This is a genomic window from Vibrio sp. bablab_jr001, from assembly GCF_016464285.1.
Classification (GTDB): domain Bacteria; phylum Pseudomonadota; class Gammaproteobacteria; order Enterobacterales; family Vibrionaceae; genus Vibrio; species Vibrio fluvialis.
This window is the reverse complement of sequence record NZ_JACDWZ010000106.1, coordinates 220650-245161: the sequence shown is the minus strand read 5'-3', so window position 1 is coordinate 245161 and position 24512 is coordinate 220650. Positions and strand designations below refer to the sequence as shown.

The 24512-nt window shown below is 50.6% G+C and carries 22 protein-coding genes; 15 read left to right on the top strand and 7 right to left on the bottom strand.

The window, feature by feature from the left end; all coding sequences use genetic code 11:
* Positions 1 to 94: 94 nt before the first annotated feature.
* Together elbB and JIG40_RS21195 are read right to left on the bottom strand one after the other, a co-directional pair.
* Positions 95 to 745, bottom strand: coding sequence for an isoprenoid biosynthesis glyoxalase ElbB (elbB, locus tag JIG40_RS21200; protein WP_024375070.1), 651 nt, complete (start codon positions 743 to 745; stop codon positions 95 to 97).
* 314 nt (positions 746 to 1059) lie between these two features.
* Complete coding sequence (locus tag JIG40_RS21195) at positions 1060 to 1977, bottom strand: LysR family transcriptional regulator (RefSeq protein WP_171934541.1); 918 nt, start codon at positions 1975 to 1977, stop codon at positions 1060 to 1062.
* A gap of 101 nt (positions 1978 to 2078) precedes the next feature.
* Here JIG40_RS21195 and yjjG point away from each other — a divergent pair, with 101 nt between their 5' ends.
* Positions 2079 to 2753, top strand: a complete 675-nt coding sequence (gene yjjG / locus JIG40_RS21190; RefSeq protein WP_199466048.1) for a pyrimidine 5'-nucleotidase — start codon at positions 2079 to 2081, stop codon at positions 2751 to 2753.
* A 45-nt stretch (positions 2754 to 2798) separates the two neighbouring features.
* On the opposite strand, the gene rnk is transcribed toward yjjG, so the two are convergent.
* Positions 2799 to 3206 (bottom strand): nucleoside diphosphate kinase regulator, encoded by a 408-nt coding sequence (gene rnk, locus JIG40_RS21185; protein WP_020328682.1) that lies wholly within the window; start codon positions 3204 to 3206, stop codon positions 2799 to 2801.
* A 379-nt stretch (positions 3207 to 3585) separates the two neighbouring features.
* On the opposite strand from rnk, the gene JIG40_RS21180 reads away from it, so the two are divergent.
* Positions 3586 to 4179: a DUF1294 domain-containing protein gene (locus JIG40_RS21180; RefSeq protein ID WP_020328681.1), complete on the top strand. Its 594-nt coding sequence runs from the start codon at positions 3586 to 3588 to the stop codon at positions 4177 to 4179.
* A 25-nt stretch (positions 4180 to 4204) separates the two neighbouring features.
* Here JIG40_RS21180 and phnX read toward each other — a convergent pair whose 3' ends face one another.
* The 3 genes from phnX to phnW are packed head-to-tail and all read right to left on the bottom strand — an operon-like array spanning position 4205 to position 7568.
* Positions 4205 to 5020, bottom strand: a complete 816-nt coding sequence (gene phnX / locus JIG40_RS21175) for a phosphonoacetaldehyde hydrolase (RefSeq protein WP_199466060.1) — start codon at positions 5018 to 5020, stop codon at positions 4205 to 4207.
* A gap of 53 nt (positions 5021 to 5073) precedes the next feature.
* Positions 5074 to 6465 carry an aspartate aminotransferase family protein gene (locus tag JIG40_RS21170; protein ID WP_199466047.1) on the bottom strand — a complete coding sequence of 464 codons (1392 nt, stop codon included), beginning with the start codon at positions 6463 to 6465 and terminating at the stop codon, positions 5074 to 5076.
* Complete coding sequence (gene phnW / locus JIG40_RS21165) at positions 6462 to 7568, bottom strand: 2-aminoethylphosphonate--pyruvate transaminase (protein WP_199466046.1); 1107 nt, start codon at positions 7566 to 7568, stop codon at positions 6462 to 6464. Before phnW ends, JIG40_RS21170 begins: the two co-directional genes overlap by 4 nt.
* 256 nt (positions 7569 to 7824) lie before the next feature.
* Between phnW and JIG40_RS21160 the strand changes: the two genes are divergently transcribed.
* From JIG40_RS21160 to JIG40_RS21135, 6 genes are all read left to right on the top strand, one after another.
* Complete coding sequence (locus tag JIG40_RS21160) at positions 7825 to 8832, top strand: putative 2-aminoethylphosphonate ABC transporter substrate-binding protein (protein WP_014257245.1); 1008 nt, start codon at positions 7825 to 7827, stop codon at positions 8830 to 8832.
* 186 nt (positions 8833 to 9018) lie between these two features.
* The gene (locus tag JIG40_RS21155; protein ID WP_199466045.1) at positions 9019 to 10119 is read left to right on the top strand and encodes a putative 2-aminoethylphosphonate ABC transporter ATP-binding protein; all 1101 of its coding nucleotides are present in this window, start codon (positions 9019 to 9021) and stop codon (positions 10117 to 10119) included.
* Between the two features lie 18 nt (positions 10120 to 10137).
* Complete coding sequence (locus JIG40_RS21150) at positions 10138 to 11844, top strand: putative 2-aminoethylphosphonate ABC transporter permease subunit (RefSeq protein WP_199466059.1); 1707 nt, start codon at positions 10138 to 10140, stop codon at positions 11842 to 11844.
* Between the two features lie 59 nt (positions 11845 to 11903).
* Positions 11904 to 12608, top strand: coding sequence for a phosphonate utilization transcriptional regulator PhnR (gene phnR, locus JIG40_RS21145; protein ID WP_020328673.1), 705 nt, complete (start codon positions 11904 to 11906; stop codon positions 12606 to 12608).
* A 64-nt stretch (positions 12609 to 12672) separates the two neighbouring features.
* Entirely contained in the window at positions 12673 to 13581 is a 909-nt protein-coding gene (locus tag JIG40_RS21140) for an EamA family transporter (RefSeq protein WP_199466044.1), read from the top strand.
* A gap of 133 nt (positions 13582 to 13714) precedes the next feature.
* Complete coding sequence (locus JIG40_RS21135; RefSeq protein WP_020328670.1) at positions 13715 to 14839, top strand: M14-type cytosolic carboxypeptidase; 1125 nt, start codon at positions 13715 to 13717, stop codon at positions 14837 to 14839.
* Positions 14840 to 14986: 147 nt separating this feature from the next.
* Here the strand turns inward: JIG40_RS21135 and JIG40_RS21130 are convergent, their stop codons facing one another.
* Positions 14987 to 15766: a siderophore-interacting protein gene (locus JIG40_RS21130; protein WP_024375060.1), complete on the bottom strand. Its 780-nt coding sequence runs from the start codon at positions 15764 to 15766 to the stop codon at positions 14987 to 14989.
* A gap of 256 nt (positions 15767 to 16022) precedes the next feature.
* On the opposite strand from JIG40_RS21130, the gene JIG40_RS21125 reads away from it, so the two are divergent.
* The 7 genes from JIG40_RS21125 (at position 16023) to JIG40_RS21095 (ending at position 24465) form a co-directional block, all read left to right on the top strand.
* A complete protein-coding gene (locus JIG40_RS21125; RefSeq protein WP_199466043.1) occupies positions 16023 to 16874 on the top strand; it encodes a YdcF family protein in 852 nt (283 codons plus the stop codon).
* 182 nt (positions 16875 to 17056) lie between these two features.
* Complete coding sequence (locus JIG40_RS21120; RefSeq protein ID WP_020328666.1) at positions 17057 to 17989, top strand: exopolyphosphatase-related protein; 933 nt, start codon at positions 17057 to 17059, stop codon at positions 17987 to 17989.
* A gap of 115 nt (positions 17990 to 18104) precedes the next feature.
* Positions 18105 to 18623, top strand: coding sequence for an NUDIX hydrolase (locus JIG40_RS21115; RefSeq protein WP_024375057.1), 519 nt, complete (start codon positions 18105 to 18107; stop codon positions 18621 to 18623).
* A 290-nt stretch (positions 18624 to 18913) separates the two neighbouring features.
* Positions 18914 to 20731, top strand: a complete 1818-nt coding sequence (locus JIG40_RS21110; protein WP_199466042.1) for an extracellular solute-binding protein — start codon at positions 18914 to 18916, stop codon at positions 20729 to 20731.
* Positions 20732 to 20740: 9 nt separating this feature from the next.
* A complete protein-coding gene (locus JIG40_RS21105; protein ID WP_020430993.1) occupies positions 20741 to 21829 on the top strand; it encodes a microcin C ABC transporter permease YejB in 1089 nt (362 codons plus the stop codon).
* Positions 21830 to 22873: an ABC transporter permease gene (locus tag JIG40_RS21100; RefSeq protein ID WP_024375055.1), complete on the top strand. Its 1044-nt coding sequence runs from the start codon at positions 21830 to 21832 to the stop codon at positions 22871 to 22873.
* A complete protein-coding gene (locus tag JIG40_RS21095) occupies positions 22873 to 24465 on the top strand; it encodes an ABC transporter ATP-binding protein (RefSeq protein ID WP_061055592.1) in 1593 nt (530 codons plus the stop codon). Before JIG40_RS21100 ends, JIG40_RS21095 begins: the two co-directional genes overlap by 1 nt.
* Positions 24466 to 24512: the final 47 nt, after the last annotated feature.

The following is a 24512-nucleotide window of genomic DNA, read 5'->3' as shown; positions in this document are numbered from 1 at the left end:
TAAACCATTCCTGATTTCGATCAAATGCATCGGGAGCAAATTGCTGGACGCAGTTGCGTAAAACTAAAGCGCCACGGTCGGCGCTTTACTGTGATTAGGCAAGTTTGATCAATTCGTCCACCAGACGATCAATGCCCGCTGCCGCTTGGGAAATATTTTCGGCCAGCATGTAAGCCGGAGTAGACAGCACGTTGTGTTTCTGGTCAAAAACGAAGTCATCGACCGGGCAGGTGACGTGTTCTCCGCCCATTTTCCGGAACGCGCACGCCGTATCCGGGTCGCTGCCGATGGTGCCTTCCACGCCATGTTCGTAGATCATTGGAATGATGGTGGGCGCAATGCAAAGATAGGCGGCCGGTTTGCCCGCTTGAGCAAAGGCGCGACACGCGGCTGCGACATGAGTGTTGATGCTGCAATCGGCGCCTTTGACGGCAAAGTCAGTCAGGTTTTTCGCTGCGCCAAAACCGCCGGGTAATAGCAAAGCGTCGTAATCTTCGGCTTTAAGCTTCGCGACATCCTCAATTTTGCCACGTGCGATACGTGCGGCTTCTACCAGCACGTTTCGTTTTTCGTCCATCTCTTCACCCGTGAGGTGGTTAATGACGTGCATCTGATCAATATTGGGAGCAAAACAGTGCCAAGAGGCACCGTGTCTTTCAATGGCGTGGAGGGCAAGCACCGATTCATGAATTTCGGCACCATCGAAAACACCACATCCACTCAATATCACGGCTACTTTTTTCATCGGTCGATTCCTTAACTATCCAGAGCTAGTGCAATAATTATCCAGTGCTATTCTTGGTCTGATCCTGCCTGAGATTGACGCTTATTTTGTAAGTCTAGTTGAGCTGTTTGCTCGTGTTGTTGTTCATTGTCGCGAATTTCGTGATCTGATTCGGGGTAGGGTTTCACCACAAAAGGAATCAGCATGACAGACGAGGGCAAAAAGTGTTTCATCGGCTACTCCGGTGGTTGATTTACCCCGTTTTATAAGCCGGTTCTGGCACACGTTCTTTGCGTTAAATCACTGTCATTCTGAGTTTTTGAGCACGTATTGGCTCAGAAGATACCTTGATCCCAATATGGTTGATCTGCTCCCAATTTTTCACTGACAAATTCCATAAAGGCGCGCACTTTGTGTGGCAGATGTTTCCTTTCAGGAAATACGGCATAAATGGCGTGCTCAGGAAGAGGAAAATCCGCCATGATGGTTTGCAGTTTTCCGGCTTGAATATCTTTGCTGACCAGAAACGTTGGCAACTGACCAATACCAAGGCCGTCAAGCAGGGCGCGGCGAATCGCTTCGCTATTATTCACGCTAAGGTTGCCTTTAGGAATGACTTTGAAATCTGCCCCGTTTTGGGTAAACGTCCACTCGCTGCCGCCTCGAAAATAGGAATACACCAGGCAATTGTGTTGCAGCAGATCAGAAGGTTTCTGCGGCGCGGAATAACGGGTCAGATAATCGGGCGAGCAACACAGCACACTGCGGCAACGCACCAATCGTTTGGCCACCAGATTTGAGACAGGTAAATGGCCGATACGAATCGCCAGGTCAAAGCCGCCTTGAACCAAGTCAACCATTTGATCTTCCAACTGCAAGTCGATTTCCACTTTGGGATAGCGAGCAAGGAACTCGGCAATGATGGTCGCAATATGCAACACACCAAATGACATGGGGGCCGTTATTTTGAGTTTACCTTGGGGCTCACCTTGTAATTCAGTGACCGCGTCACTTCCTTGTTGCGCATAGCTCAAGGCTTGGGATACATGGTAGTAATAACGCTCTCCGGCCTCGGTCAGGCTCAGTTTTCGTGTGGTGCGGTTCAGCAGGCGAATGCCTAAATCATCTTCGAGTTGCGTCACCCGTTTACTCACGGCAGACTTAGTGATGTTGAGTTTCTCGGCCGCGCTCGAGAAACTGCCGCATTCGACCACCGCGACAAAAATAGGAATGGCGGCAAACGTGTTATCCATCATAATTGTTGAGATATTCTTAACAAAAAGTTTCCATATACAGAGATTAACATCTCATGGAAAACAATCTAGACTGAGCGCGACATTTTGAGGAAACCAACATGAAGTACGATTGGATCTTATTTGACGCTGACGAAACCCTGTTTCATTTCGATGCTTTTCAAGGGATGCAGCTGATGTTTGCGCGTAAAGGCGTAGACTTTACGGAACAAGACTTTCACCACTACCAACAAGTCAATAAGCCCCTGTGGGTTGATTACCAGAACGGTACGATCACGGCGGCAGAATTGAAACACATTCGTTTTGCATCCTGGGCGCAAAAGCTGGAAACCACCACGGCAGAGCTGAACAGCGCGTTTTTGGAAGCGATGGCCGACATTTGTACGTTGCTGCCAGGTGCTAAAGAACTGATGGAAGCGCTAAAAGGCAAAGCAAAACTGGGGATCATCACCAATGGTTTTACGGAGCTTCAGGATGTACGCCTGACTAAAACGGGCATGAAGGAATATTTCGACCACATCGTGATTTCAGAAGAGGTTGGGATCGCCAAACCAGATGCGGGCATTTTTGCTCATGCGATGTCGGTAATGGGAAATCCGGAAAAAGCGCGTGTGTTGATGGTGGGAGACAACCCGCATTCAGACATTCTGGGCGGTTTGAACTTTGGGATTGAAACTTGCTGGTTGAATGTACATCAGCATCCAAAGCCGGACGGTATCGATGCGCACTATGAAGTGAGCTCACTGCACGAATTAAAAGATATTCTGCTCGCGTAAATCGCTCCTGGTGCAAAGTGATCACTTTGCACCGGAATCCCGCTCTTAACGGCTAAAGTCACCTTCACGCTCTGGCTGGTACACCACTTCGAGGATCTCGATGGTTTTCTCCGCGCCGCCAGGCATTGGCCAAGTGAGAGTTTGGCCTGCTGCTAAGCCTAGCAATGCACTGCCAACCGGAGCAAAGATAGAAATATCGTCATTGCTTTTCACTTCGTTCGGATAGACCAGATTCTTCTGAATGATCTCTTCTTTACCCATGAACTTAAACCGCACGGTTGAGTTCATGCTGACGACATTGTCCGGCATTTCCTGTGGCTCTTTGATGGTCGCTCTGTCGAGTTCATCTTCTAGTTTTTCCAGTTCTGGTGACAATTTTGGCATCTGCTCCAGAAGCGCACTGATGCGGTCCATATCCAGAGTTGATACCACGATTGTATGATTAGTAGACATTTTATTTTCTCCAAAAAGAAATACCGCCCTGACAGGTCAGGGCGGCATAAAACCATACGGTTTATAGATTTCACAAGGTGGTATGTGAAACCTTAGTCTTTGTAATGTAAGAATTCAATCGATATGCACACAGTTTTTAAGTAATAAATTGTGTATGTTTGTAAATAGTGATGAGCTTTCATCCAGCTACAGCCAGCGAAGCAAAATCGACAAAAAAACGATCTTTGGCTTGATCTTATTTTTGAGCAGGGACTACGCTTTAATTGAGTGCGTCTGTGCGTTCTCAGGAGCTTTGCCAAACATAATAACGACAGGCGAAGCGGCGGCTGGGCATAACAAGTCTCTGACACTGAGTGTGAGGGATGAGTGCGAGTTCATCATGGCTATTGCAGGTAAAATCTCTGAATGGAATGACGCGAAAGGGTATGGCTTTATTACGGTCGATAACTATCGCGGCAAAATCTTCTTCCACATTTCCGATCTTCAAGGTCACGCGCAACGACCAAAAGTTAATGAGGCGGTACATTTCAAACTGACGAAAGAACCAGACGGTTCTCTGCACGCCGTCGATATTCATCGGCCTTTGGTGTACGGATTGTCACTCGCTTTGTCAGTCTGGTTCATTACCGTGCTTTTTGCCAGTATCTATCTGGTGAAGTATCCGCCGATAGTGGTGTTGTTCTACATCTTAATCAGCGCCATTACCTATGCGGTGTACGCGTTTGACCGAAGTGCTATGTATCACAACGATTGGCGGGTTTCTGAGTGGTTGCTGCACACGCTATCCGTTCTGGGTGGTTGGCCTGGTGCTTTGATGGCACAGGCGCTGCTGAAATTCAAAACCCTTGAACAGCCATTTCGAATGATATTTTGGTTAACCGTGTTGATTAATTTTTCCATCTTCGTCTATACCCTGACGGCGCCCGGGGCAATGTTGATGTCGACGATCATCTCGAGTTTAAAACTGTTCTGAAGAAAAACGGGCCAAGGCCCGTTTTTTATGGTCGTTCGCCTGCGAGTAGGCGGCGTTCGATATCCGCAACCACAGCCGGAAAGTCGGCGATGGTATCAATCAGGTAATGGGGATTGGCTTGCGAGAGTTTGTCGCGAGCACGAGCACGAGCGGTGTTGAGTGTGGCTTCGTCTGCAGACAGATACTCTTGTTCAGTGAGTCCTGCTTCGTTGCCCGATAGCAGCAATCCCACTGTCCACATACCAGCGTTGTGGCCTTCATCAATGCCGGGCACCGCATCATCGACTTTGATGCAGGCGCGTACATCCGTCACACCAAGTTCAATCACGTTCTTAAGTGCCATGAACGGCGCGGGGCGCCCCCCTTGCGGCAAATCATCGGTTGCGACCACATAATCTGGCTGATAACCGTATGCCTGTGCGGCCGGGATCAACACATCCATCACCTGACGCGGATAGCCGGAACAAGATCCGATTTTAATGCCGCGCTGCTTAAGCGCGTTCACCACTTCAATCGCGTGTGGAATCGGCGCGGCGTGATCCGCCACTTTGGCAATTTGCAGCGGCATAAACGCGGCGTAAATGGCATCGATGTCGGCGCTGCTCATGGCGCGGCCCATTTGTTGCTCCCAGCGTTGAGCCACGTCGGGCAGCCGGCCAACAGCTTGAATATGATCCCATTTGCCCAATCCCATGGGTACACGGGCTTCATCGAGTGAAATTTCAAAATCAAAACCTTGCTGAAAGGCTTCGACGAAAATCGTTGTCGGGGCGAAAGAACCGAAGTCGACAATGGTGCCAGCCCAGTCAAAAATAACGGCTTGAATCGGTGAGTGCATGATGGTTTCCTTGAACGGTTTGTTTCATGAATGGTTTTCTTTATGAACGGTTTGCTTTACGAATGCTTGATGGCGTAGCCAAATGTGGCGCTGATTTCTTGGAGTGCGGATTCGAAGATCGCGAGTGCGTCATCAAGTTCGGCACGCTCGATGACAAGCGGAGGGCTGAGTTGAATCACATTCCCCTGCGACACCTTAAAGCTCAATCCGTGGTTGAGGCAGTGATAGAGCACCGCTTCGGCTTCATCGTACGCGCGCTCTTTGCTGGTTAGGTCTTGCACCAGCTCTACGCCCCACAATAAGCCGATGCCGCGCACATCGCCGATCAACGCATAGCGCTGCTTCATTGCGTGTAGGCGTTGGTGCAAATAGTGGCTGTCGCGTTGTACTTTGTTCAGTAGCTGTTGCTGTTCAATGACTTCGATGGTAGCGAGCGCAGCGGCGCAGCCCAGTGGGCTTTTTTCGTGTGTATAGTGCCCCAACGACACTGCAGCGGCCGTGTTGTATTGGTCTTTGGTGATCAGCGCCGCCATGGGCATGATGCCGCCACCCAAGCCTTTGCCGATGCACAGGATGTCCGGTTCGATATCAAACGCCTGATGGGTGAACCAGTGGCCGCTGCGTCCCATGCCGTTGGGAATGTCATCAATGATGAGCAACACGCCGTGTTTGTCGCAGATTTCACGCACACGTTTCCAGTACGCGCGGCTGGGCACTTGCACATCGGTATTGCGCACCGCTTCAGCGATAAACGCGCCAACGCCGCCTTCTTTTTCAATCACATATTCCAAGAAATCGGCGTAGTGAACGTCGCTGCCGTCTTCACGAGGGAAAGCGCCGCGGTAGCTCACCGCTGGGGGAATGCGTTCGACGCCTGCCAGCAACGGCCCCATGTTGTGGCGAAAGCAGGCTTCGCCGCCAACAGAAATGGCATCCAGTGATGCGCCGTGAAACGCATCCCACAGCGACACGACTTTAAAATTCTGGGTGACGTGGCGAGCGAGTTTCAGCGCCATGCCAATCACCGAGGTGCCACCGGGTGCAAACAGCACCCGATTGAGTTCACCGCCGCAAATCTCAGTCAGTTTTTCTGCGCATGCCACCACAATCGGATTGGTAAATCGGCGCGGCGAGAACGCTAAGGTTTGCATTTGCTGAGTCACTTTTTCGACCACATGCGGATGGCTATACCCCAACTGATGCACGTTGTTGCCATGAAAATCGAGATAGCGTTTGCCAGCCAAGTCGTCTAGGTACACATCGCGCGCGCTACTCAGCGCATTGAGGCACGGCGTCGACATCGCCTGATGAAGAAACACATTCGCATCGCGTTCAAGCAGCGAGCGCGTGTCGGGATGTTGCAGGTTACGACCCCATTGCTTGCGTGCGGGCGTAGTGTTGATGTCGCCCTCGCTGCGCCAATGAGATTCGGGTTTTGCGTGGCTCATGAGGCAACGTTCCAGTACATGGCGTTTTGCACAGCTTCAATCAGGCGCTCAATGTCGTGCGGGTGAACATCCCCGATATTGCCGATGCGAAAACAGTCGGCATGGCTCACTTTCCCCGGATAGATCACAAACCCTTGCGCTTTCAGGCGCTGATAGAATTCGGCGAATTGGTAGTCCGGATGCGTGGGGGAATAAAATGAAGTGATGATCGGCGAGTGCAGTGACACATCGAGTAGAGGCGTGAAGCCAAGGGATTGCATGCCGCGCACCAGCGTGGTTTGGTTGGTCTGATAACGCTGATGACGCGCTGCAATACCACCTTCCTGTTCCAGTTCAAGCAGCGCCTGATAAAACGCACGCACGGTGTGAGTTGGCGACGTAAAGCGCCATTTGCCGTGGTTTTTCTCCATGCATTGCCATTGGTCGTATAAATCGAGGCTCAGCGAACGGGCTTGGCCTTGGCATTGTTTCAGTTCGCTCTGCTTGGCAATCACAAATCCAAACCCCGGCACACCTTGAATGCATTTGTTGGCCGAGCTGATCATAAAGTCGATTCCGAGGTCGCCGACATCCATCGGAATGCCACCAAAGCTCGACATCGCATCCACAATCACGGTTTTGCCGTATCTTTTGGCCAGCGCGACGACCTCCGCGATGGGGTTCAACATGCCGGTGGTGGTTTCGCAATGCACGATGGCCACATGGGTAATGGTGGTATCTTGCTGAAGGCATGCTTCGATGTGTTTAAGAGACGGTTGCGCGGTTTCACCGGGTGAGACGATGGCACAATCAATGTGCAAGTATGCTGCAATCTGCGCGATTCGAGCGCCGTACGCACCATTATCAACGACCAACAATTTGCCGTGTTGGCCTAAGGTGCTGCCGATGGTGGCTTCGACCGACGCGGTGCCGCTGCCTTGCATTAACACCGAGGTGTATTCGCTGTGACGGGTCGCCAGCGCCACCAATTTTTGGCGAATCACTTCCACAATGTCTTTGTTGTATTCGTCATCCCACGTACACCAGTCTTTTAACATGGCTTCGCGCACAGTTTCCGTGGTCGACAGGGGGCCAGGGGTGAGCAGCAAGTAGTCGTTTTTCATATGAACTCCATTTTGGACTATACCAATAATTTAACGCTACTCTAGCAAGGAAAAATCGCCTTGGTAAAGGCAACCAACGCGGATTTCATAAAACTTTCACATCTTCCGTCACGGCTATACGGATCGCCATGCCGCGAATGTAAGTATGAAATGCTCACAAAAATGCCAAATGAACGTCATTGAATCGTCACATAACAGGATTAGCGTAGAAAATAAATCTGGTACATACCAAATTAACTACAACTTGGAGATAACGATGAAAACCCGTTTTATGAAAGGAACTCTGGCTTCACTGGTCGCGTTATTTGCGGCGCAAGCATACGCAGCGCAAGAGGTGACGGTGTATACCGCGTTCGAAACCGACATTTTGGCGAAATACAAAACTGCGTTTGAAAAAGAGAACCCAGATATCGAGATTAAGTGGGTGCGTGATTCGACCGGTATCATGACGGCCAAGCTATTAGCTGAAAAATCAAACCCACGCGCCGAAGTGGTTTGGGGGCTCGCGGGCTCCTCCATGGCACTGCTCAAAAACGAAGGCATCTTGAAGCCATACACGCCGAAAGGTGCGAATGAACTGCGCGCCAATTTGAATGATCCGCAAGGTCAGCAGGCGTGGTACGGCAATGACGCGTTCTTCAATGCAGTGTGTTTCAACGAAGCGGTTGCTAAACAGTTGAATCTGCCAAAACCACAAAGTTGGGAAGATCTGACCAAGCCTGTTTATAAGGGCCACATCGCGATGCCAAATCCAGCATCTTCGGGCACGGGTTACATGCAGGTGTCGGCTTGGCTGCAAAATATGGGAGAAGATAAAGGTTGGAACTACATGCAGCGTTTGGACCAAAACATCGCGCATTACACCCATTCGGGTTCAAAACCGTGCGTTCAAGCGGGCATGGGTGAAGTGGCGATTGGCATTTCGATGGCAAGTCGCGGCGCGAAGTTGAAAACGCAAGGTGCGCCGCTGGATGTCATCATTCCTCAGGGCATCGGCTGGGAATCGGAAGCGGTGGGTCTGGTGAAAGCATCGGACGCAGCAAAACGCGTGGTGGACTGGTCGATCTCCAAAGCAGCCAACGAACTGTACATTGATATGTATCCGGTCGTGGGCCATAAAGATGTCAGCAAAACCGTGGCGAACTATCCGAACGTCGAAAAAGCGATGGCGAAGATGGACTTTGCGCAGATGGGCAACGAACGTGCCCGCGTGCTGAAAACTTGGTCTGAGAAGTTTGATGCGAAGTCTGAACCCAAATCTTAATGGGTTCGTCAACGCATGATTGAGGAGGCTTTGGCCTCCTTATTTCGTTTGTCGCGTTACATGTGCTGCAATCTTTTGGCTGAATAATTGACTGACACATTCCTGTCATCTCACGTCTATAAAATCGTCACCACAGTGTCACATAGGGGTTCTATATTTGGACTATACCAAATTAAGGATCTTGTTATGACCTCACAGCCTTATTTAGAAATTCACAACGTCATCAAACAATTTGGCCAGTTTACGGCGCTCAAAGGCATCGACCTTCACATTCAGCAAGGAGAGTTTGTCTGTTTTCTTGGGCCCTCGGGCTGTGGCAAAACCACATTGCTGCGTGCAATCGCCGGATTAGACTTACCCACGTCGGGCGCCATTTTTCAAAACCAGCACGAGATGACCTTTTTGCCGCCTGAAAAGCGTGATTTCGGCATCGTCTTCCAATCTTACGCGCTGTTTCCCAATTTAACCGTGCAAGAAAACATTGCTATCGGCTTGAAAAATCAGGGACTCTCGACACGCGAGGCATTAGAAAAAGTCGATGATTGGCTGGACACCATCGGTTTGCCAACCTCAGGACAAAAATTCCCCAATCAACTGTCCGGCGGCCAGCAACAGCGTGTCGCGCTGGCGCGTGCATTGGCGCTGTCGCCTGGGCTATTGCTACTGGATGAACCTTTGTCGGCGCTGGATGCCAAAGTTCGCGCCCATCTGCGCGATGAAATTTGCCGCCTGCAACGTAAGCTTGGGATCACCACCATCATGGTGACGCACGATCAGGATGAAGCGTTGACCATGGCCGACCGAATTGTGGTGATGAACCACGGCGTTATTGAGCAGGTTGGCTCGCCTCAAGAGATCTACCAGCAACCGGCCAGCCGATTTGTGGCGCAGTTTGTTGGTCACATGAATTTCATTCAGGCGTCGATGACCACGCCGCTGCAAATGCGCGTTGCCGAGTCGCTGATTAGCTTGCCTGCGATTGGCAATGCCAGTGTGCAGCAGGGCGATCAATTTGAACTGGCCGTGCGGCCGGAACAGTTGGCGTTTGTGGAACGCAACAGCAATGCGATTCCGGTGAAGATTGTATCGCTGGAGTTTCTTGGCGCGTTCTATCGTATTGAGTGCCGCTTTCAGGATGAACCGTCATTGCCCGCGTTGCATGTGGATCTTTCGGTGCAACACGTCGTCGATAGCGCCATTCAGGCCGGTGATGTGCGTCATCTGGCGATTCGCGACACCGTAGTTCAGGTTTATCCAACCCGCATGACGACGCGCGATGCTGCCTAAGGTGAGAAAGTGAAAGCTATGATTTTATCCAACGCAACCGCTGCCACATCAAGTCGCTGGTGGCAACGCATCAGTCGCGACAACCTGATTTTGGGCGTGACACTGACCGCGCTCTTGCTCTTTATGTGGCTATTCATTTTGATGCCGTTGTGGGCCATGTTGGTCAAATCGGTACAAAACCGCGCTGGTGAGTATGTCGGCTTGGCCAACTTTGCGACGTATTTTTCCTCCAATGCTTTGTGGCAGTCGATGGGCAACACCTTTACCGTCGGTGTGTTGGTGACGGTGGTGGTGGCGACGTTGGCATTTGGTTATGCCTACGCGTTAAGCCGTTCGTGCATGCCGATGAAGGGGCTGTTTCAAATGCTGGGCAGCGCGCCGATTTTGGCGCCCTCGTTGTTGCCCGCGATCAGCCTGATTTTTCTGTTTGGCAATCAGGGCATCTTCAAGTCTTGGCTTGGCGGTGAATCGGTGTATGGACTGATGGGGATTAGCCTTGGGTTGATCTTCTGGACGTTTCCCCATGCCTTGATGATTTTAAATACCTCGCTGCGCACGTCTGATGCGCGTCTTTACGAAGCGGCGCGCGCCCTGAAAACGCCTGGCTGGAAAACCTTTCTGGTCGTGACCTTGCCCGCTGCGAAGTACGGTTTGATCAGCACGCTCATCGTGGTGTTCACGCTGGTGGTGTGTGACTTTGGCGTGCCGAAAGTCATCGGCGGGAGCTACAACGTGTTGGCCACCGACATCTTCAAACAGGTGGTGGGGCAACAAAACTTTGCCATGGGCGCGGTCACCAGTTTGTTGCTGCTGCTTCCTGCGGCGTTGGCGTTTATCGCCGATCGTTGGGTGCAGAAAAAGCAAAAGAACTTGTTTGATACCCGCTCCGTCGCGTATGTCCCGAGTCCAAATCGCGTGCGTGATTCACTGTGCTTTCTTTATTGCCTGACGGTGTGTGGCGCGATTGTGCTGGTGTTGGGTATGGCGGTGTACGGCTCATTGGTGACCTTCTGGCCATGGAACAAAGCGCTGACGCTCAATAACTACAACTTTGCAGAGATGAGCACCTACGGCTGGAGCCCGTATTTCAACTCGCTGATTCTGGCGACCTTTACCGCATTGATTGGCACGGTGGTGATTTTTCTTGGTGCGTATGGCATCGAAAAAGGCCGCGCCTTTGCGCCAGTGCGCCAACTGATGCAGATGCTGAGTGTGGTGCCGATGGCGGTGCCGGGTATGGTGCTGGGGTTGGGATACATTTTCTATTTTAACGATGCGGCCAATCCGCTCAGTATGCTCTACGGTACCATGGCATTTTTAGTGGTGAATACCATCGTGCATTACTACACCGTGGGGCACATGACGGCGCTGACCGCGCTTAAACAACTGCCCGGGGAAATTGAAGCGACGGCGGCATCGATTAAACTGCCGCAATATCGCTTGCTGTTTAGAGTGACGCTCCCGGTGTGCTTGCCTGCGGTACTGGACATAGCTAGCTATCTGTTTATTAATGCATTGACCACCACTTCTGCGGTAGTATTTCTTTACTCAACAGACACCATCCCGGCATCGGTCTCGGTATTGAATATGGACGATGCAGGGCAAACGGGCGCCGCAGCGGCGATGGCCGTGATGATCATGGGTTCGGCGGCAGGGGCGAAAGTCGTGCATCTGGTAACCGAAAGGCTGCTGACTAAACGCACCCAAGCTTGGCGCAAACGCTAAGCCCTAGGTCTTAGGTCCAATGACCGCGATTGAGTGATAAACGAGTAATAAGGAATCACGTGCAATACGTAAAAATTAAAGATGCCATCGTGGAGCAAATCGACGCGGGCATGCTCACCCCAAGACAGAAATTACCTGCCGAGCGAAAGTTGGCCGAGTCGTTCGATACCACGCGCGTGACGCTGCGCGAAGCGCTGTCGCTGTTGGAAGCGGAAGGAAAAATCTACCGTGAAGATCGCCGCGGCTGGTTTATCTCGCCAGAGACGCTGCGTTACGACCCGTCCCAAACGCTCAATTTCACCAACATGGCATTGGCGCAAAATCGCCAGCCGAAAACTGAACTTGTGAGTGCCAAGTCGATGATTGCCAACAAGCTGGCAACCAAGCTACTCAATCTCAAACCGTTTTCGGATGTGTATCGCGTCGACCGAGTGCGGTATCTGGAAAACCGTCCGGTGGTGTATGTGACCAACTACATTCGCCCGGAACTGTTTCCCAATTTGCTTGATTTCGATTTGTCGAATTCACTGACGGATATCTATCGCGAGCACTTCGGCACCCAGTATCAAACCATTCGTTACCGCATCACGACCAGTTCCCTGTTGGGCGAGACTGCGCAGGCGCTGCGAGCCACCGCGGGCACCCCCGCCATGGTCGTGGAACGAGTGAACTACAACCAAAATGGCGACTTGATCGACTGCGATATTGAATATTGGCGTCATGATGCGATCAGCATTGAATCGGTCGCGCAGTTAAGCCGCTAAAAACAAAACGAACAGGTCTTAAGGCTCCGCACGGAGCCTTTTTCTTCGAAGTAAGGAAGCTGCCATGGACGTCCTGGCGATAGGGTTAGTGGTTTTTTCAGCTGTATTGCACGCAGGCTGGAACATTCTGGGCAAAAGTCACGCCGGTTCAGGCGTTGCCTTTACCATGGCGGCTAGTCTCTCGGCGTGTTTGTTGCTGACGCCGTATCTCATTTGGTATTTAGTGACCGTTGGCTGGGCAACGCTACCGATGGCATTTTGGGGCCTGCTGCTCATCAGCGGCTTGGCGCAGATGGTCTATCTGGTAGGACTGATCGTAGCGTATAAACACGCCGATGTGGGTGTGATTTACCCCATCGCACGAGCACTCCCTGTGATGATGGTCGGCGCGCTTAGCATGTTGCTTGGTCACACCTTAACGCAATTCCAATGGCTTGGTTTTGTTCTCATCACGTTGGGTTGCATGCTGGTGCCGCTCACGGGGTTTCGTCAGTTTACGACACGCTCGTACTTGAATGTCGGGGTGTTGTGGGCCTTGGTGGCCGCACTTGGCACGACGGGCTATTCCGTAATTGATAAAGAGGCACTGCTTTTACTGACTCAAGCCGCAGGCGATGTGCTGGGCAACTCCTACAGCGCGATTTTCTATCTGGGTGTTCAATTCTGGGCCATGGTGCTGCCGGTGATTTTGTGGTGTGTGGTGACGGGCAATCGCCAAGAGTTGCAGCGTGCGTGGAAAATCCGCAAGGCGGCGAGTACGGCCGGGGTGATGATGGCGTCGACGTACGGTTTGGTGCTGTTTGCGATGACGATGACAGATAACGTCAGCTTAGTCGTGGCGCTGCGCCAAATCAGTATTGTGATGGGCTTGTTGATGGGCGTGTGGTTTTTGGCCGAGAAATGGCACTATACGCGCGGGGCGGGCGTGGTGTTGATCCTCTCCGGGATCGTTTTGACACTGGGCAAAGTATAAACGTCCTCAAAGCGCGTATTCAAACAGTGATTCCTGCCAGCCACCCATTGGAAATGTGCGCAAAGTAATAGGGACGTATTCTCATTTGTGATAGCCTCTGCGCTTCAGCTCAGATTCAATAGGTGAATCCCTCATGAAAATATTCAGCAACTTCGACAGCGGCAGCATTCACGTTGTCAGCGCGGACAACAAAGACGATATTCAACTGAAGATCCCGAACGACAACATGTCGGAGTTTTACCAGTGGTTCCACTTCCGTCTCGAAACACAAGCCGAAGCATCGCACACCATCAAACTGCTCGATTTGGCCAAATCGGCGTATCCGGAAGGCTGGCAGGGCTACGATGTGGTGGCATCTTACGATCGTGAAGAGTGGTTCCGCATTCCGTCTGAATTTGATGGCGACACCCTGACTTTCACGGTGATCCCTGAGCGTAGCTCTATCTACTTTGCGTACTTTGCACCGTACAGCTACGATCGTCACCTTGATCTGCTGCACATGGCGCAAAGCGCGCACCATTGCCAGTTGGAAACGCTAGGTCATACGCTCGACGGCAACGACATGAGCCTACTGACGTTTGGCGAGCCAGACGAAGGCAAAAAGAAAATCTGGGTGATTGCGCGTCAGCACCCGGGTGAAACCATGGCCGAATGGTTTGTGGAAGGGATGATTCAGCGCCTGTTGGACGACAACGATACCGTGGCTCGTGCATTGCTGGAAAAAGCGGTGCTGTACGTGGTGCCGAACATGAACCCGGATGGCGGTGTGCGTGGTCACCTGCGCACCAATGCGGTTGGCGTAAACCTCAACCGCGAATGGCAAACGCCATCGATGGAAAAGAGCCCGGAAGTTTACTTGGTGCGTGAGCGCATGCTTCAAACCGGCGTCGACATGTTCCTTGATATCCACGGGGATGAAGCGATTCCATACAACTTTGTGGCCGGTTCTGAAGGCATTCCATCTTACGATGAAGAGCTGGCGGCACTGGAAACGGCATTTAAACAAGCACTGCTGACGATCACGCCAGAGTTTCAGGATGACATCGGCTACGACAAAGACGAAGCGGGCAAAGCGAACCTGACTGTGGGCTCGAATTGGGTTGCCGAGCAATTCCACTGCCTGTCTTACACCGTCGAAATGCCATTTAAAGATCACAACAATCACCCGGATCCGCTGTACGGATGGTCGCCAGAACGCAGTGTGTTGTTTGGTCAGGACATGCTGGCGGCAGTTCTCGCTGTGTCGGATAAGATCTAATTCAAGCGGACTGTTGAAATTGAAAGCCAGCGCCATATCGCTGGCTTTTTTTGTCTTGGTTCCTGACACCAATAAGTCGTAGACATAAAAAATGGCCCGAAGGCCATTGAGGGGGAAGTGTTGTGACACTTCTTAAGGTTCGGTTGCTTAGCTGTTGGCTTCCGCGTCTTCGCGTTTAATTACTTTGTGGCCATCTTCGCTGACGCCGTTTTTCCAATAGCTGCTGATGTAGATGTGTTCGCGGTCAATCTCTTTTTCGTTGCGGAAGTATTGACGCAGCGCGCGCATCGATTCAAATTCACACGCACACCACACAGAACATTGTCCATCAAGCCAAGGCTGCGCTTTCACCGCTTCAACCAACGGCGTGCCAACACTCCAAATGACCTTGACGCCAGCTGGTGCATTGAGTGCTTGCTTGTCGTCTTCATCTTCGATTTCAATCACTGCGTAACCTTGCGTGTCGGCGCTTAAGCTTTCGAGCGTGACGGAAAGTGCAGGCAGGGCAGTCATGTCGGCTGCCATAAAGACCCAATCCGCTTCGGTATTGAGGCCTTGGCTTTTCCCTGGGCCACCGATCGAAATGGTGTCGCCCACTTGAACGCTTTCGGCCCAACGTGCTGCAAAGCCGCAAGAAAGGTCTTGTGTAATATGGCGCACAAAGTCGACCACAATGCTGTTGGTTTGCGGGTCGAATTGACGAATCGTGTAAGTGCGCATCAGTGGGCGGGCGTCATCGCCTAATACGCTGATGTCAGTGCCACCATCGGGCGTAAACAGCAGCTTGATGTAGCCGCCTTCACTCTCTTTACCAAAATGCGCGATCGCATCGCCTTGTAGAGTAATGCGTTGAAAATTATTAGAAATCTGTTGGGTATCCGTAACGGTCAGAGCATGAAAGCTTCGTTTTTGTGGTTTGTTTTGCATAGTAGCCCATAAATGTAACAACTTATTATTGCCGTAACCTTAGCGTTAATCTTTCTATTCAGCAATGATAATTGTTGTCATTTACCTAAATTTACACAAAACACCAAATGACCCATTAAGGTTTAATATATGAACTCTGTGTTTTCTATTGATTTGCAAAATAACAGTCCGATCACATCGGGATAGTCGGGGATTAGGCTCGCCAACACGCTGAATTTGTTGCACTATCTGAGGGCTTATAAATAAAGGAAAAACCATGCAGCACACACTTATTCTGGCACTCGGAAAACGTTTGGTGAATAACCAGTTAACTTTGGAAGGTAAAAGCCGTGTGTCTGCGTTGGTGGAATGGCTCACAGCGAAGCAGTTCTCTAATCCGGTCATTGGTTTTTGTGGCGGTTATACCGATGGGCAGAGCGTTTCGGAAGCCTCTGCCATGGCCGACGCCTTTATTCAGCAATGCCTTAAACGCGGTCTGAATCCCAGTGAAATGACCTTGGTATTAGAGCAAGAATCCACCAATACCATTGAAAACATTGAATGCATGGCTCAGACCCTGATTGAGAAGGGCATTTTTACCACAGGTAGCGACATTGACGTCATTTTTGCTTCGAACGATTATCACCTTAAGCGCATCTTTGAGATTCAGTCCTTGATGGATGAGCAGGGGTTATTGCGCGTACTGAAGCAACGTTGTGCGGAGCATGGCTTGAATCTTCATATCGACAGTAGCCTCGGGCACCATATTCTTGCGCCTTATCCTTACTGCTGCGATCGAGCTGCTCTGTTTTTGCTGATGGATGAAATCACGCCTTACCGTGTGTATCTCGAAGGTGTGGTAGGCGGCGTTTTTCAACGCCCACTGGTGCTGGTTAGAGAGGTGCCGTTCAGTTTAGCGGAGAACGCCATCAGCTTGGCGCAAACTCTGTGTCAGCAACGAGGGGAAGGAGCTGACGTTCTCACTGTGTTGTTTGAAATCGAACGCGCCATGCTGGAAACAACGCCGGATGCACCTGTTGATCAGGTACAACATGTATTGCGGATTTTACATCCGCATCTCACCCGTTTGAATCGTCACTTTGACCCCGAACAACCGTTTAAGGTGTGACCGACGTTTCAGAGCGATCAAATAACCTCTTTTGCGGCTACTTTCAAATTTGTCAAAAGCAGTATGCTGTCTAGAATTATTTCATAAGGCACTTTGATCTTGGTGCCAAAAATCGAGCTTGCTTTTGGTTTCCGCATCGCTCCGGCGCGGCAGTGGTGAACGTATTTTTAGGGGATCTGCCCATGACAGAGAAAAAGTATCGACTGGTGACACGCAGTGATTTCGATGGACTTGTGTGCGCTGTTTTGCTTAAAAAACTTCAACTAATCAATGATATAAAATTCGTTCATCCCAAAGATATGCAAGATGGCAAGATAGAGATCTATGACAGTGACATTGTCACTAATTTGCCGTATGTCGGTGATGCATTCTTAGTCTTTGACCATCATCATTCTGAAACTCTGCGTAACGCAGGGGACAGGCATAACCACATCATTGACCCTGATGCTCCTTCGGCTGCGCGTGTCGTGTGGGAATATTATGGCGGTTTAGATGTCTTTCCCGACCAATGGCTGGAAATGATGGCGGCGGTCGACAAAGGGGATTCGGCGCAATTCAGCCGCGATGAAGTTCTGGATTCGACGGGCTGGAATTTACTGAACTTCCTGATGGATGCCCGCACTGGCCTCGGTCGGTTCCGCGATTTCCGCATTTCCAACTATAACCTGATGATGGATTTAATCGATTACTGCGCCGATCACTCGATTGAACAAATTCTAGCGTTGCCGGATGTGGAAGAGCGAATCGTTTTGTATCGTGAGCACGAAAATCTGTTTAAAGAGCAGATTCAACGTTGCGCGCACATTCACGATAATCTGGTGTTGCTTGACCTGACCGAAGAAGAAGTCATCTATGCCGGGAATCGTTTCATGGTTTACGCGCTGTTTCCGCAATGCAATATCTCAATACATAAAATGTGGGGCTTTCAGAAGCAGAACATTGTGTTTGCTACGGGCAAGTCGATCTTTGATCGCAGCTCACGCACCAATATCGGCGAGCTGATGTTGCAGTACGGTGGTGGCGGTCATCCGGCGGCTGGCACGTGCCAGATTCCAGTTGAGAAAGCCGCGCAGGTAGAGCGAGCGCTGATCTTGCAAATCACAAAAGATGGTTAATATTGCGTCATGATTGATGTCATTTCACGATAAATGGCGAAAATTCCCTGCTGCGGCAGGGTTTTTTGTTTACCTCTCTGATAAAGTTGGCGCCAAATTTCTAGAGGGACGCCATATGAGACACTTACATATTGCTACGCATCCAGAAGTGGAACCGCTCAGCCAACAACGTATTTTGCAACGCAAAGCCGCTCGCGCCATCGTTCTGGATGGAGAAGACATCCTGATGCTGTATACCGAGCGTTATCACGACTACACGTTGCCTGGCGGCGGGGTCGATGAAGGCGAAGACATTCTGCAGGGCATGGTGCGTGAACTGCAAGAAGAGACTGGTGCACAGAACATTCACAACATTAAACCATTCGGCCTCTATGAAGAGTTCCGTCCTTGGTATCGAGACGATGCGGATGTGATGCACATGGTTTCTTACTGTTTTACCTGCAAAATCGATCGTGAGCTTGGCGACACCAACTACGAAGACTACGAAATCAAAAACGGCATGAAGCCCGTTTGGATCAACATTCGTGATGCAATTACGCACAATGAACTGACCATGGCGGAAAGTGAGAAAAAGGGCATGAGTATTGAACGCGAAACCTTTTTATTGCGCCTGATTGCCAAAGAACTGCTCTGATTCTCCTCATCTGACGCCCATCAACCGCTGAAATCTTTGAACTATGCCGCCGCTTGGCGTGTCTATAAGGTTTCAGCGGTTTCGTAATCGATAAATTTCTCTATACTTACCCAAGTAGCTGAATTATTAATAAGAAATGTACCTGAACAATTTGAAGTTGCTGGTAACACCGCAGCGGATTTAATTCGGAAGCATAGCGATGCGAACCGATGATTTTCCTGTCAGGCCAAACTTATGCATTCAAATGGCCTGAACATGGGCAGCACGACGTTAAGTAGAAGGATTCTTTAATGGGCAAAATAAAACCAATTACGTTGGGTGTGGCACTGTCGTTATTCAGCCACGTTTCTCTCGCCAACGTCATCGAAACCACCAGTCTGGTCGGTTTTGGTCAAGCCAAGTACCCCGATAACTTCACTCATTTTGACTATGTGAATCCTGATGCCCCTAAGTATGGCAAAGTGACTTATGGTCAGGTCGGTACTTACGATAACTTTAACCGCTATGCATCACGCGGCGTCGCAGCGGCAGCCAGCGGTGAGCTTTACGATTCATTGATGTTTTCGCCTTCCGATGAAATCGACTCATACTACCCGTTGATTGCCGAAAAAGTGCGTTATTCCGACGATTACACCTGGCTCGAACTGGATATCAATCCTAAGGCGCGTTTTCAGGATGGGGTTCCCATCACCGCGCACGATGTGGAATTCACCTTCAATAAGTTCATGACCGAAGGCGTGCCGCAATATCGCGTGTACTACAAAGAGATTAAATCGGTTAAAGCGTTGAACGACAAAACGGTACGCATTGAAATGAGCGAACCGAACCGTGACAAACTGTTCAGTTTTGCTCAGCAAACCCGCGTACTGCCAGAACACTTCTGGAAAGACAAAAATCTCTCCGAACCCCTCAATGAACCCCCAGTGGGCAGCGGTCCTTATGAAGTGGCCGAGTTCAAACCGGGACAAAGCATTACCTATAAGCTCGACGACAACTACTGGGCAAAAGATCTGCCGGTTAACGTTGGCCGCAACAATTTCAAGCAGGTGCAGTACGACTATTACCGTGATGACACGGTGATGCTGGAAGCCTTTAAAGCCGGTGAGTTCGATATTCGCCAGGAGAGTCAGGCCAAGTTCTGGGCGACTTCTTATACTGGGGTGAACTTTGACAACGGCTTCATCAAGAAAGAAGAGATTCCACACAATGCACCCGCCGCAACACAGGGCTTTGTTTTCAACATTCAGCGTCCGGTGTTCAGTGACGTGCGCGTACGTGAGGCGCTGAACTATGCGATGGACTTCGAGTGGATGAACAAGAACATGTTCTACAGCCAGTACACTCGCACCCGCAGCTACTTCCAGAACACCGAGTACGAAGCCAAAGGGTTGCCGGATAAAGAGGAACTTGCCGTTCTCAATCCGGTAAAAGATAAGATCCCGCCGCGCGTGTTTACCACAGAATTCCAGCCACCGGTGACCGATGGCAGCGGTCGTATTCGCCCGCAAATGCGCAAAGCGTTTGAACTGCTGAAAGAGGCGGGTTGGGAGCTGAAGAATAAAGTGATGACCAACGTCAAAACTGGCGAGCCGATGACGTTTGAACTGCTGATCTACAGCCCGACGACGGAGCGCATTGCGATTCCTCTGCAAAAGAATCTCAAGCTCATGGGCATCGATATGAAGATCCGTACCGTCGATACCACTCAATACATCAAGCGCTTGCGTGACCGCGACTTTGACATGGTGTCGTCGGCTTATTCCGCCAATCCGTTCCCAAGTCCGAACCTGATGATTGTTTGGAACTCACACTACATTGATTCGACCTACAACACGGCAGGGGTGATGGATCCGGTGATTGATGAACTGACCATGCAGATTGCCAAAAATCAGGAGAATCCGGACAAGCTGAAATCGTTCGGCAAAGCGTTAGACCGCATTCTGCAATGGAACTTCTATCTCATTCCGCAGTGGTACACCAGCATGTACCGAGTCGCGACTTGGGATAAGTTTGAACGTCCGGCTGAAATGCCAAAATACGATTTAGGTATTGATACTTGGTGGATCTCACAAGAGAAAGCCCAGAAGTTACCTGAAAAACGTCGTTAAGAGGAAGGTATGGCTGCGTACATTATTCGCCGTTTGCTGTTGGTGATCCCAACGCTGTGGGCCATTATCACAATTAACTTCTTTATCATTCAGATTGCGCCGGGTGGCCCGGTTGAACAGGCCATCGCCAATTTGGAAGGGCATTCGAACGGCATCATGGAGCGCTTTTCCGGTGGCGGGCAGGAAGTTGACTTATCGAAAATGGATAACGGCAGCCCGTCCGGTTACAAGGGATCACGTGGCCTGGATCCGGAAGTGGTTGAAGCCATTAAACGCCAGTTCGGTTTTGATAAACCGCTGCATGAACGTTATTTCGATATGCTCAAGAATTACGTGACGTTTAACTTCGGCGAAAGCTTGTTTCGCGGTGGTAACGTCATCGACCTGATTGTCGAACGTTTGCCGGTTTCCATTTCTCTTGGGTTGTGGAGCACGCTCATCATTTACATGATTTCGATTCCGCTCGGTATCATGAAGGCGATTCATCACGGCTCGCGATTTGATGTCTGGTCGAGCGCCATGGTGATTGTCGGCTACGCGATTCCCGGCTTCCTGTTTGCGATCATTCTGATCATTGTATTTGCCAGCGGTAACTACTTCAGTTGGTTCCCGCTGCGCGGCTTGGTGTCGGATAACTTCGCTCAATTGACCTGGTATCAGCAAATCATCGACTATTTCTGGCATTTGGCGCTGCCGATTTTCGCCATGGTGATCGGCGGTTTTGCAACGCTGAGCATGCTGACGAAAAACTCGTTTCTCGATGAAATCAATAAGCAGTATGTGGTGACCGCGCGCGCCAAGGGGCTCGACGAGCGTAACATCCTGTATAAACACGTGTTTCGCAACGCGATGCTGATCATCATTGCTGGCTTTCCGAGTGCGTTTATCAGCATTTTCTTCACTGGTTCGATGCTGATTGAAGTGATGTTTTCGCTCGAAGGCATTGGTCTGCTTGGCTTTGAATCGACCATTCAACGTGATTATCCTGTGGTGTTCAGTTCGCTGTATATCATGACTCTATTGGGCTTGTTGCTCGGCATTATTTCGGATCTGACTTACACCTGGGTCGATCCGCGCATTGATTTTGAGGCCCGCTAAATGGCGTTGTTAAAGAAGAAAGTTAACCCGCTGAACGCCGCACGCTGGCAGCGGTTCAAATCTAACCGGCGTGGTTTCTATTCGCTGTGGATTTTTTCCATTCTGTTTTTCATCAGCTTGTTTGCTGAGGTGATCGCCAACGACAAACCGCTGTTTATTTCCTATGACCATCACTGGTATTTCCCGGTGGTGGAGCAGTACGCAGAAACGCGCTTTGGCGGCGAATTTGAAACCGAAGCGGACTACACCGATCCTTATGTTGTGAGCCTGATTGAAGAAAAAGGCTACATCATTTGGGCGCCAATTCGTTTTAGTTACGACACCATCAACTACGACATTGTAGGCTCTGTGCCGTCGGCACCAGACTCGGTCAACTGGCTGGGTACCGATGATAAAGGGCGTGACGTGCTGGCGCGTATTATTTACGGTTTCCGTATTTCGGTGCTGTTTGGATTTGTGTTGACCATTGTTTCCTCTTTTGTGGGCGTCGTGGTTGGCGCAAGTCAGGGTTACTACGGTGGTTGGTTAGATCTCTTCGGCCAGCGCTTCATCGAAATCTGGTCGGGCATGCCGACGCTGTTTTTGCTTATCATCTTGTCGAGCTTTGTTGAACCGAACTTCTGGTGGCTGTTGGGTATCATGGTGTTGTTTAGTTGGATGAGTTTGGTGGGTGTGGTGCGCGCCGAGTTTTTGCGTTGCCGTAACTTTGATTATGTACGTGCGGCTCAGGCGATGGGCGTGAGTGATTCTCGCATCATCATGCGCCACATGTTACCCAACGCCATGGTTGCGTCGCTGACCATGATGCCGTTTATTCTTTCGGGGTCCGTAACCACACTGACGTCGCTCGATTTCCTGGGTTTCGGCTTACCAGTTGGTTCGCCGTCTTTGGGGGAATTGCTGGCACAAGGTAAAGCGAACTTGCAGGCGCCTTGGCTGGGCATTTCGGCCTTTGTGGTGTTGTCCTTAATGCTGACCTTATTGGTTTTCGTTGGTGAAGCGGTTCGTGATGCCTTTGACCCACATCTACAAAGGAGAGGCTAATGAGCGAAACGTTACTCACCATTGAAAACCTCTCCGTCGGCTTTGGTCGCGCTGGTAATGTAGAACCTGTCACTCATCAGGTTTCGCTTTCTATTCGTAAAGGGGAAACGCTGGCTCTGGTAGGGGAAAGTGGCTCGGGGAAATCAGTCACCGCTAACGCGATATTAAAGCTGCTACCCAAAGGTTCGGCCCACTATCTGGAAGGTAAAATTGACTTTGCTGGCACCAATACGCTGGCGTGTTCGGAGCGTCAGTTGCGCGGTATTCGTGGCGGGCGTATCGGCATGATTTTCCAGGAGCCGATGGTGTCGCTGAACCCGCTGCATAAGGTTGGTAAACAGCTGGTGGAAACCTTGGCGATTCACCGCGGCATGCGCCAGAAAAAGGCAGAATCTCTGGCCATCAGTTGGCTGGAAAAAGTCGGGATTCGTAATCCGACACTGAAAATCAACGCTTATCCCCATGAGTTGTCCGGTGGAGAACGCCAACGAGTGATGATTGCCATGGCGCTGATCAATGAGCCCGAACTGCTGATTGCTGATGAGCCCACCACCGCACTGGACGTGTCGGTTCAGGCGCAGATCCTTGATTTGCTTAAATCTTTACAACAAGAATTGGGGATGGCGATGCTGTTTATCACACATGACCTCAGTATCGTACGTCGCATTGCCGATCGCGTTGCGGTCATGCAAGAAGGGCGCTTGGTTGAGGAAAACGAATGCAAAGCGTTGTTCAGTGAACCTAAACACCCATACACCAAACTCCTGATTGAATCGGATCCGCGTGGTTTGCCTGTGGAGACTGACAGTCAAAGCCCGGTGTTGCTCAAAACTGAGCAACTCAAAGTGTGGTTTCCCATTACCGGTGGATTGTTCAAACGTACAGTCAACCACATTAAAGCCGTCACTAACATGCAGTTTGAACTGCGCAAAGGCCATTCTATCGGGCTGGTGGGGGAAAGTGGTTCTGGCAAATCAACGACAGGCATGGCGATTCTGAAACTGGTGCATTCAGAAGGCGTGATTAACTACGCGGGGCAGGACATCCAGCAACTTGATCGCAAGGGCATGCTGCCATATCGCAGCAAAATGCAGGTCGTGTTTCAGGATCCGTTTTCGGCGCTTAACCCAAGAATGTCTGTTGCTCAGGTCATTGGTGAAGGGTTACATGTGCACACCGAGTTCAGCGATGAACAGATTGATGCCGCTATTTGTGAAGCGATGCGCGAAGTGGATTTGGATCCCGACACGCGTCATCGCTATCCGAATGAGTTTTCTGGTGGCCAGCGCCAGCGAATTGCCATTGCCCGCGCTTTGGTGCTCAAACCGGAGTTTATTCTGCTGGATGAACCGACCTCGTCGCTGGATCGCACGGTGCAGGCGCAAGTGCTGGATCTGCTGAAATCGCTGCAGGAGAAATATGGCCTGACATACCTGTTCATCAGCCACGATCTCAATGTCGTGAAATCGCTGTGCCATTACACCATCGTGATGAAACAGGGGCAGATTGTCGAACAGGGCGCGACACAAAACCTGTTCCAACATCCTAATCACCCTTACACTCAGGAGTTGGTTCGCCTCTCATCGTTCTAAATCATTGTTCTTAGTAAAAAAGCCCGGAGAATCCGGGCTTTTTGCTT

Coding starts and splice junctions, on each gene's coding strand:
- JIG40_RS21160 (WP_014257245.1), top strand. CDS start 7,825: ATGAAAACCCGTTTTATGAAAGGAACTCTGGCTTCACTGGTCGCGTTA.
- JIG40_RS21135 (WP_020328670.1), top strand. CDS start 13,715: ATGAAAATATTCAGCAACTTCGACAGCGGCAGCATTCACGTTGTCAGC.
- JIG40_RS21140 (WP_199466044.1), top strand. CDS start 12,673: ATGGACGTCCTGGCGATAGGGTTAGTGGTTTTTTCAGCTGTATTGCAC.
- yjjG (WP_199466048.1), top strand. CDS start 2,079: ATGAAGTACGATTGGATCTTATTTGACGCTGACGAAACCCTGTTTCAT.
- JIG40_RS21110 (WP_199466042.1), top strand. CDS start 18,914: ATGGGCAAAATAAAACCAATTACGTTGGGTGTGGCACTGTCGTTATTC.
- JIG40_RS21130 (WP_024375060.1), bottom strand. CDS start 15,766: ATGCAAAACAAACCACAAAAACGAAGCTTTCATGCTCTGACCGTTACG.
- JIG40_RS21100 (WP_024375055.1), top strand. CDS start 21,830: ATGGCGTTGTTAAAGAAGAAAGTTAACCCGCTGAACGCCGCACGCTGG.
- JIG40_RS21115 (WP_024375057.1), top strand. CDS start 18,105: ATGAGACACTTACATATTGCTACGCATCCAGAAGTGGAACCGCTCAGC.
- elbB (WP_024375070.1), bottom strand. CDS start 745: ATGAAAAAAGTAGCCGTGATATTGAGTGGATGTGGTGTTTTCGATGGT.
- JIG40_RS21120 (WP_020328666.1), top strand. CDS start 17,057: ATGACAGAGAAAAAGTATCGACTGGTGACACGCAGTGATTTCGATGGA.
- JIG40_RS21180 (WP_020328681.1), top strand. CDS start 3,586: ATGGCTATTGCAGGTAAAATCTCTGAATGGAATGACGCGAAAGGGTAT.
- JIG40_RS21170 (WP_199466047.1), bottom strand. CDS start 6,465: ATGAGCCACGCAAAACCCGAATCTCATTGGCGCAGCGAGGGCGACATC.
- JIG40_RS21155 (WP_199466045.1), top strand. CDS start 9,019: ATGACCTCACAGCCTTATTTAGAAATTCACAACGTCATCAAACAATTT.
- JIG40_RS21095 (WP_061055592.1), top strand. CDS start 22,873: ATGAGCGAAACGTTACTCACCATTGAAAACCTCTCCGTCGGCTTTGGT.
- JIG40_RS21105 (WP_020430993.1), top strand. CDS start 20,741: ATGGCTGCGTACATTATTCGCCGTTTGCTGTTGGTGATCCCAACGCTG.
- JIG40_RS21125 (WP_199466043.1), top strand. CDS start 16,023: ATGCAGCACACACTTATTCTGGCACTCGGAAAACGTTTGGTGAATAAC.
- rnk (WP_020328682.1), bottom strand. CDS start 3,206: ATGTCTACTAATCATACAATCGTGGTATCAACTCTGGATATGGACCGC.
- phnW (WP_199466046.1), bottom strand. CDS start 7,568: ATGAAAAACGACTACTTGCTGCTCACCCCTGGCCCCCTGTCGACCACG.
- JIG40_RS21150 (WP_199466059.1), top strand. CDS start 10,138: ATGATTTTATCCAACGCAACCGCTGCCACATCAAGTCGCTGGTGGCAA.
- JIG40_RS21195 (WP_171934541.1), bottom strand. CDS start 1,977: ATGGATAACACGTTTGCCGCCATTCCTATTTTTGTCGCGGTGGTCGAA.